Annotated in this window: 9 protein-coding genes and 1 pseudogene; 4 read left to right on the top strand and 6 right to left on the bottom strand. The window is 42.4% G+C overall.

The window, feature by feature from the left end:
* From A142_RS20635 to A142_RS20625, 3 genes are all read right to left on the bottom strand, one after another.
* Nucleotides 1–252 (bottom strand): hypothetical protein (locus A142_RS20635; RefSeq protein WP_032545537.1); only part of this gene is annotated, 252 nt, incomplete at its 3' end.
* 5 nt (nt 253–257) lie between these two features.
* Nucleotides 258–1,304 (bottom strand): porin, encoded by a 1,047-nt coding sequence (locus A142_RS20630; protein WP_032545539.1) that lies wholly within the window; start codon nt 1,302–1,304, stop codon nt 258–260.
* Between the two features lie 273 nt (nt 1,305–1,577).
* Nucleotides 1,578–3,026 (bottom strand): EAL domain-containing protein, encoded by a 1,449-nt coding sequence (locus A142_RS20625; RefSeq protein WP_198928610.1) that lies wholly within the window; start codon nt 3,024–3,026, stop codon nt 1,578–1,580.
* Between the two features lie 336 nt (nt 3,027–3,362).
* Between A142_RS20625 and A142_RS25760 the strand changes: the two are divergent.
* The 3 genes and pseudogenes from A142_RS25760 to A142_RS20620 all read left to right on the top strand — a co-directional run.
* A pseudogene (locus A142_RS25760) lies at nt 3,363–3,536 on the top strand (IS91 family transposase); the annotation flags it as partial.
* 350 nt (nt 3,537–3,886) lie between these two features.
* A complete protein-coding gene (locus A142_RS24845) occupies nt 3,887–4,129 on the top strand; it encodes a hypothetical protein (protein WP_139137200.1) in 243 nt (80 codons plus the stop codon).
* A gap of 117 nt (nt 4,130–4,246) precedes the next feature.
* The gene (locus tag A142_RS20620) at nt 4,247–4,540 is read left to right on the top strand and encodes a winged helix-turn-helix domain-containing protein (RefSeq protein ID WP_019824612.1); all 294 of its coding nucleotides are present in this window, start codon (nt 4,247–4,249) and stop codon (nt 4,538–4,540) included.
* A gap of 31 nt (nt 4,541–4,571) precedes the next feature.
* Here A142_RS20620 and A142_RS20615 read toward each other — a convergent pair whose 3' ends face one another.
* Entirely contained in the window at nt 4,572–4,829 is a 258-nt protein-coding gene (locus A142_RS20615) for a hypothetical protein (RefSeq protein ID WP_241813160.1), read from the bottom strand.
* Nucleotides 4,830–4,925: 96 nt separating this feature from the next.
* On the opposite strand from A142_RS20615, the gene A142_RS20610 reads away from it, so the two are divergent.
* Nucleotides 4,926–6,182, top strand: a complete 1,257-nt coding sequence (locus A142_RS20610; RefSeq protein WP_139137199.1) for a reverse transcriptase/maturase family protein — start codon at nt 4,926–4,928, stop codon at nt 6,180–6,182.
* Nucleotides 6,183–6,539: 357 nt separating this feature from the next.
* On the opposite strand, the gene A142_RS20605 is transcribed toward A142_RS20610, so the two are convergent.
* Nucleotides 6,540–7,031 (bottom strand): hypothetical protein, encoded by a 492-nt coding sequence (locus A142_RS20605; RefSeq protein ID WP_019824609.1) that lies wholly within the window; start codon nt 7,029–7,031, stop codon nt 6,540–6,542.
* Between the two features lie 72 nt (nt 7,032–7,103).
* A partial coding sequence (locus tag A142_RS25755) for a DUF1566 domain-containing protein (protein ID WP_139137198.1) occupies nt 7,104–7,477 on the bottom strand: 374 nt, incomplete at its 5' end.

Here is a 7,477-nt window from a genome sequence, read left to right as displayed (position 1 = left end):
ATTACTGCTTTGCCAGTTAAGCGCCTCTTGGTTTGTCACATCAAGTACTTGACCATCAGACAAAACTGCTTCTGCTTTAAATCGGACTGTAAATCCTTGAGGGCTTTGTGCCATTTTGGGAGTGACAATAAGATCTATAATGTTATTTGGCAACGCGGGAGGTTCAGTGAGAAGTCCTCCATCACCATTATTACACCCAGCCAGTCCTATCACTGTCAGTATTGAAAGACTAAGCCCTAAAAATAATTTCATTAATCTCATTGTTGTAATGCCTCTGTCTTCTCTACTACTCGCTCTTCTTTCGTATTAAAGTCAATCTCAACTCGACGATTCTTCGCTCGCCCTTCTTTGCTATGATTATCCGCCACAGGTTGGCTTTCACCCATACCGATAACCGTTAAACGCTCTGACGCTACGCCATTCTCGATAAGGTAATCCGCCACCGCTTGTGCACGTAGCTCCGACAGGGCTTGGTTATAAGCCTCAGCTCCGCTGCTGTCGGTGTGCCCCGTAATGGATATACCCCCAACGGCGTATTGTCCCAATGCGCGAACTAACGAATCTAAGCCTTCATTGGGTTGAAATATCAAGGAATCAAACGCAAACCAAGCATAGGCATCAAGGGAAATGTATTTTATGACGGTTTTAGTCTCAGGAGGTAAGACGGGGTTTAATTGTGAATCAGGAACCAGTTTATGTGTTTTTTGACCAAAATGGTACGTCAGCCCTAGCGAAGTAAAGTGTAAATCCGATTGAAGGACATCACTGTCTCCAATGCCATCAATAAACTGATATTCCCCTCGTAGTGACCATTGTTGAGAAAATCGGTAGTCAATACCCAGTGCGACCAGTGTGTTCCAATCTTGACTGTTTTGTTGCCCCCAATCAGAGGTCTTATCAATATCTTGATAAGAGGCCCCTAGGCGACTAAATAGCGTCCAGTCAGGGGATAGGTGATAAGAAAACTTTGCAGAAAGCTCCGCCCCATAGGCATCAGCGCTGACACGGCTTCCATTATAAGTGGCGTCAATTTCACCATAATCCGTCACGCCAGCCTCAAGAGCCAGCCAATCATTGAATTGGTAGCCAGCATAAACACCGCCACCGAAGGTATCCTCATTACATTCATTAGCATCACTTTCACAAGCATCTAGAAAGTAACCCCAGCCAAAACGTCCGCCAACATAAAAGTGGGGAGATAGTGAAAGTTCATGGGTTGCTTCTAGTTCAGGAGCTCCTTTAGCTAGAGATAACCCACCCACACCCATTGAGAATATTAACAACACTGAAGTGTTTTTTTTCATATTTATCCATTCAATAAAGATTTGCTTCAAAATAGTAGTAATCGAGTAGGCTACCAGAACTGTCCTTCCTATGCCCATAGCTTCGCAGATTTCTTTGTAGATATGTCCCTCGTAAAGAATGCTCTGACCCCATTCAAGTTTAAATTCTGGGTTAAAAGTGCGTCTATCACGCTTAGTCATAATGTCACCTGATTAAGAGATGATCATACATCACCTCTTAATCAGGTGGCCAAATTCACTATGCCACTACACACAACATCCAAGTATTGGTGACTACAGGCTTACATCTAAGTATGTATTAATAAATTCATCTAATGGCATAGGCTTAAAGAAAAAGTAACCTTGTAAATAGTCAACGCCATGTGATATTAAATACTTAGCTTGTTCTTCTGTTTCTACGCCCTCTGCTACAGTTTTCATGTCTAAGCGAACGGCGAGATCTAATAGGTTTTCAACAATGTGCATTGATACTGAGTTAGTTCCGACCATCTGTACAAAACTTCGGTCTATTTTTAATACGTCAAAGTGAAACAGGTTTAAATAGTTCAAACTGGCGTGTCCTGTCCCAAAATCGTCGATAGCGAGTTGCACATGGTGCAGATGTAGCGCATCAAATAACTCTCTTGCCTCCCGAGTACCTTCAATTAACTCTCTCTCTGTTAACTCAAAAGATAACGCAACTTTAGCCTCGGATAAAGCATTTAGGAAGCCTAAACTGTCCTCCAATAATTCTGATTGGGTACAATGCTTAGCTGAGATGTTAAATGAAATATTGAATTCTTCAGAAAAACAGCCCTGATGAGGACTGAGCTTTTTCTGTACTTGGTTCATAAGTGATTTCGTCATGGGAATGATCAGGCCAGACTCTTCAGCTAATGGAATAAAAAGATCCGGATTGATAACCCCTTTACTTGGGTGTAACCAACGTGCCAACACTTCAACGCCAACCATGTTTGAGTCTTTATCTACATAGGGTTGAACATAAGGAATGATTTCTTCATTCTCTATCGCCGATGCTATAAGTGTTTCCAAGGTTTCCGGTTTGTTCATCAAACGATACGCTCCCCATGAAAGTGCCCCACATAAGAAGAGAAAGTAGATGACTAAAAGTAATTTGTGATCTTGAATATATTCAATGTAATCGTGATAAGTGAGCTCAACACTCAATGAATACGGGTAGTTAGAGGAGTTGATAGATAAAGATGCACTTGTAGAGTTAGGGGTAAAAAACTGCTGATCATCCATTATCTTGCCATCAATGTGCAACAAAATATGTTGTCCTTCAATAACAGACGCCAAGACTTGTCGTACGTAGTAGCCAGATATTGAACTGACTACAATAATATCATCATACTGTGATACAAACGCTAATGATGACTCTTTAGGATTAAAAGAAGAATGTTCCTGCAGAAGCAGCGTACGGGATACCATGTCTTTCTCAATAGGTAGATCCACTTCTCCTTCTAAAGAACTGCAATAAATACGTTTTTCTTTTATGAAGTGTATAAACTGAACATCTGGGCTTATGGCAACAAGCTCACGTAAGAAAGGGAGAGTATCTCCACATGGCTTCTGTGTATAGAGATATGCTCTTTGGTTGGTTGCATCAGCATTACGGATAAGTTTATCTAGGAGAGTAACCCCTGACTTCAGTAGCTTTTCAGAATCATGCTTTAGGTGAGAGCTTGCCAATCCACCTAAGACACAAAAACTAATACTCAATGACAAACCTAATATTGTAAGGGGTACTAATCTCTTCTTGGACACATTATTATCCCTAAATGATTTTCTATATTTAGAATAGCTTAATCATCTAGTTAGAGCATAAATAAATGACATGGCGCTATTAATCTACTCGCATTCTAGAGCACCACTTCCTACGTAAAAAACAGGCTTTAGCTCCTCGGTTATTTTCCTAGACCATCATTTCAATACGCATTTTCGCCCACCTCATATTCAGTCATACCACAATACTGTAAAAAAAACAGTATAAACATAGGTAAATATGATCAATCCATTTGATGATAGTTTATTTTTATAATGCACCAATATAACTAACGCCCACCGATATCAGCCTCGCGTTTACGACATAAGTTCCAGAGAGGCTTGGTGACGTTTAATTTTCTCAACAAAATGATTCGATACATCGGGTTGCTGTCAAACCGACGTCGCAGTGAGAGGCTCCCTGAGGTCTACGATGCCTTAGGCATCGCCCCTAAAAACTCACTTGAAATACCAGGTTACGCGATTGTTCAGGTAAGGAATCATTGAGATTCCTTACCTTCAAGAAAAAGAACTGTGGAAACAGAAAGACTACGTTGATGATGGCCTACAAGTTAATGCGCAGTGCAGAGACTAAGTGGCGTCGTCTACGAGGTTTGCACTCCTAGCTACTGTTCATTAAGCTACAACCGCTTTAACTTTCACTGCCAGCCTTTATTTTAGTTTCCGATTATTCTCCTCAGCCACAAAACACCACTCAAATTTTAATGCAACTGAATTTATAACTTTTTATTTTCCAAGCTGCCCTACCGCCCCTAAACTAGGCATATAAACAAAACAAAATGGCGAGGTGCCTAGGTATGCGATCGTTACTCTTTATTTCAACAGCAGTATTATCAACTCTTATCTCTTTTCACTCGGCGGCCGAAAATGTCACTGTGCGTTGGACGGGGAAAGTTCCGACTTCTGACTGCGCTTCAAACCCTATTAGCAACCAAGTGGCATTCAACTCACTCAGTGAACCCTGTAAGCTAGAACTCAAACAGAGTGGAACAACTACGACGCCGAAAACAGAGAACAAGATGGTCTCATTTGATCTGTAAGTTAAAATGAAAAGCCATTAGGTAGGCATAACAACTAGTTTAATATTCAACCCGACCTTGCCTTCGAGCGCAGAGGAGAAATAATACAGGTACGATAATTAAACTGGTTGTTTGTTTATGAAAATCACTTTGCACCATGCCTCGCTGAGGCTCTCCATTGAGGGTTGCTCTGCCATCAAACCCATTCAACTCACACTCAGTGAATTTTTAGTTCTCGAAGAGTTGCTCGCTCATCAAGGGGAACATTTAACAAAACACCACCTGCTCAAAACGGGTTGGCCCAATTCTTACGTTTGTGATAATGCGTTAAATATGGTGATTATGTCTTTGAGAAAGAAGCTTCTTATGCTAGGTGGATGGATTGAAATCAGTACTATCTATAGAGTGGGCTATAGTCTACATAAAAATTGACGAAATATGTGTTTTGCCATGAGTTTGAACGCTATCCCCCTAAAAACCAACGTCGCCAACCAACAACTTGTCTTTGAATATTCCCGATACATTCAGTCAACACGGCCAGTCCGCCGTGAGACAAAAACTTCATTTCCCAAGCTAATAACAGCAGTGCCGAGATAGTCTCTAACGAAGCATTAACCTCCATCAGCAACTTTGCAGCCCGCTCTTTTCCAACCGTTGTTGACTTGCTTTGTAAATTAGTCAAGACTACATTACGAATCGCTAACGTTATTTCTTTAAGCAATTGTTCACCCGTTGTAAACCGAAATGCTCTGGGAAAATGCTTATGTTGGTTCCAATATAGCTTATACAATTTTTGTAGGTCATAGTATATTCGATTATGTTTAAAAGGTTGCCCCATAATTATCCCTCACCAATTCGTCACAAACTTGTCTCTGAGTTACTCCGTAGTGCGCAACTTGCCGGTCGTAGCCAACAAAAGGCCACGCAGGCTTTGCAATTACCGGCTTACTGCCACGAGCTCAGCCATGCCATACTTAACGGTACCTATAGCCCTGAACCCTACCAACACTTCGCCATTACCGAACCTAAACTCAGAGAGATTTACGCCCCTTCGTTCAAAGACCGTATTGTTCAAATGTGGGTGTGTAGTCATTTAACCCCACTAATGGAAAAGCGTTTCATTGACGACACTTACGCAAACCGAAAAGGTAAAGGAACCTACGCGGCTATAGAAAAAAGCCAAAAATTAATGAGGCAACCAAAGCACCAATGGGCTATATCGTTAGATATATACAGCTATTTTAACCAGATAGATAAATCCCTTTTACTCAATAAAATAGAACCGCTTATTACCAATGCCACCATTCACCCACTTAAACAGCGCTGCCTTATTGAAGTAACCAAGAAAATAATCACTCACGATACCGCACGTGAAGCTCTTACTCGAACAGGGGATCAGTCTCTTTTGCACGCCATCCCGAAACATAAACGACTCATTCACAGCCCAATAGGAATAGGCCTGCCGATAGGGAGCGTTACAAGCCAATTAATGGGCAATTATTACCTCAACGACCTAGACCACTTTATTAAGCACGAGTTAAAAGTAAAAGGTTACGTGCGTTATATGGATGACCTATTTTTACTTGCCGACTCTCCTAATACCTTACGATACTGGCAGCAAGAAATTAAGTATTACCTTAAAGAACACTTAAAGCTTAAGCTGCACCCAACAAAGGTTCGCCTAGATAAAGTTACACATGGTTTTGACTACTTGGGTTATCGCATTTATGGACACCACAAATTTATACGCCAATCTACAGTACAATCGCTCAAGCAACGATTGTGTTACTTTCGTTCTTTACTTGAACCAAATAAAACGTTTTCAAACGTGCATCCACCCGAGCGAGGCCTATGGCAGCAATGGCACAGAGCAGGCAACACGCCTCCAATAGGGGGGCCTTTATATCACGCAATGCTAAGTACTATTAATAGCTACTACGGGTTATTGAGCCATGCTAACCATTGTAAACTACGTAAATCCCTCTACCACCATCACTTCGGCGAATTAAAAACACTCTTTATTCCTGCGAATGCACGCTATACCAGCGTTAAACTCCGCTCTTGCTATTTTTGATAAGGCGACACCACTGAGTATATGTCAGCCTGATACGCACGAGGCGTAGTTCTGACTGGACGGGTTGCCGCTGCGGACGTTGCCAACGATGAGGCGCACGCCGTAGTAATGGAAACCATTAGGCGTCGCTGACCAGTAGTTGTTGTTGGTCGCCCAACCCTTCACATTTGCACTTATTGTTTATACGGAGTGTTGCCTTTCGACTTGCTCCCCTTTGTTACCTTTTAGGCCATAAGTGCCGATAACATACCAGGGCCCGCTCACCAATGCCGTAACAAAGGTGCTCTCTAGGCGCAGCTAGGCTGCTATGTTTCCTGTTTTATAGAGTGTCGCCTTATCAAAAAATAATGACTATGGTTATCTCTCAGTCCAACGAATAATATCGAGCAGCAACCTCCCCTCAGGGTGAGATGTGTCCGGTGTGCACTCGTCTAACTGGTGTACTAACCACTGTGGCATCCAAACTTTAACGAAGCTGTTATCTATTTTTAGTCTAGGGTTTAAGTCAGACCGCTCATGTGCAGGTAAGTCGTTTTTGTGCGATAGATACCACTCTTCCCAATTAGACATATCGGCACAAAAATCGATACTGATGATGCCTTTTTCGTCGGGAAACACGCCTACTTTCGCCAGGCTACTTGCGGGTAACCCGCCAGACAGGACACATTGTGAACCGAGTTTTTTCACCACTTTAGCCGAGACTTTTAAAGCGGGTAAAGAGGGGCGAGTTTCCACCCACTGCTGCCATGCGTAAAGTGCTTGGTCATAAAAGCGAACAAACATACCTTCCTGAATACCAATAATTTTACCCCCTTGCTGACTCAGATTGAGTTTTGTTTCAATATCCAAAAATAATCCCTTAATTTTTAAAAGAAAAAACGGCCCTGCGGGCCGCAAACTCTAAATGTTGAACGTTAAACCCTAAGAATCTGATACGCACGAGGCGTAGTCCTGATAGGATGGGGGGCCGTTGCTGACGTGGCCATTGCGGAGGAGCACGTAGTAGTAATTGGAACCATTAGGCGTCGCTGACCAGTAGTAGTAGTAGGTCGCCCAACCCTTCGCATTGAACATGTTGCCATAGTGACTATGAAGACTACTCAACTCATCGCGAATTGCTAAACGCCAATTAGTCCTACTGTAGAGCCCAATTGTGTTATATTCAGCGCAAAGTGCATTGGCCTGAGACCATGTGAAAAGAGCAAAGGAGCCGGTAGGGCCATTGGTACCGTTTTCTGTATTCGTAGAGCTATATCCATCGTAGCCTAGAGCCCCTAAAAAGCGGACACTTGGGG

The sequence above is a fragment of the Vibrio splendidus 12E03 genome (assembly GCF_000272105.2).
In the GTDB taxonomy this organism is placed as follows: Bacteria; Pseudomonadota; Gammaproteobacteria; order Enterobacterales; family Vibrionaceae; genus Vibrio; species Vibrio splendidus_I.
Note: the sequence above shows the minus strand (reverse complement) of the source record. Positions and strands in the feature narration are given on the sequence as shown.